Source organism: Streptomyces chisholmiae, from assembly GCF_031845445.1.
GTDB lineage: Bacteria > Actinomycetota > Actinomycetes > Streptomycetales > Streptomycetaceae > Streptomyces > Streptomyces chisholmiae.
This window is the reverse complement of sequence record NZ_JAVREO010000145.1, coordinates 1-467: the sequence shown is the minus strand read 5'-3', so window position 1 is coordinate 467 and position 467 is coordinate 1. Positions and strand designations below refer to the sequence as shown.

Below are 467 nucleotides of genomic sequence, written 5' to 3'. Positions count from 1 at the left end.
CCGCGTCCGGGCCGGGGATCCCCGGCAATTGGCCACCATGTGCCTGCTGATCACCCAGTCCGCCATCCAGTCCGCCCAGATGGTCGAGCCGATTCTCGACGCCGATGCGCTGGTCACGGAACTGTCCTACGCATTGAACGGATACCTCGCCTCGTGACCGGACCGACAGCTCTCAACCGCGCCAGGCGTGCAACCGAACTGGCCGCGCTGGCCGATGGGGAACAGCTCGACGTGATCGTCATCGGCGGCGGGATCACCGGTGCGGGCATCGCGCTGGACGCCGCCAGCCGCGGCCTGCAGGTGGCACTGGTGGAGAAACACGATCTCGCCTTCGGCACCAGCCGGTGGAGTTCGAAACTGGTCCACGGCGGTCTGCGCTACCTGGCCACCGGCAATATCGGGATTGCCCGCCGCAGCGCGATCGAACGCGGAATCCTGATGACCCGCAACGCGCCTCACCTCGTCAA

Annotated in this window: 1 protein-coding gene; it reads left to right on the top strand. The window is 67.0% G+C overall.

The window, feature by feature from the left end; translation table 11 throughout:
• Positions 1-153: 153 nt before the first annotated feature.
• On the top strand, positions 154-467 hold a 314-nt coding region (locus RM844_RS32500; RefSeq protein WP_394814657.1), incomplete at its 3' end, for an FAD-dependent oxidoreductase.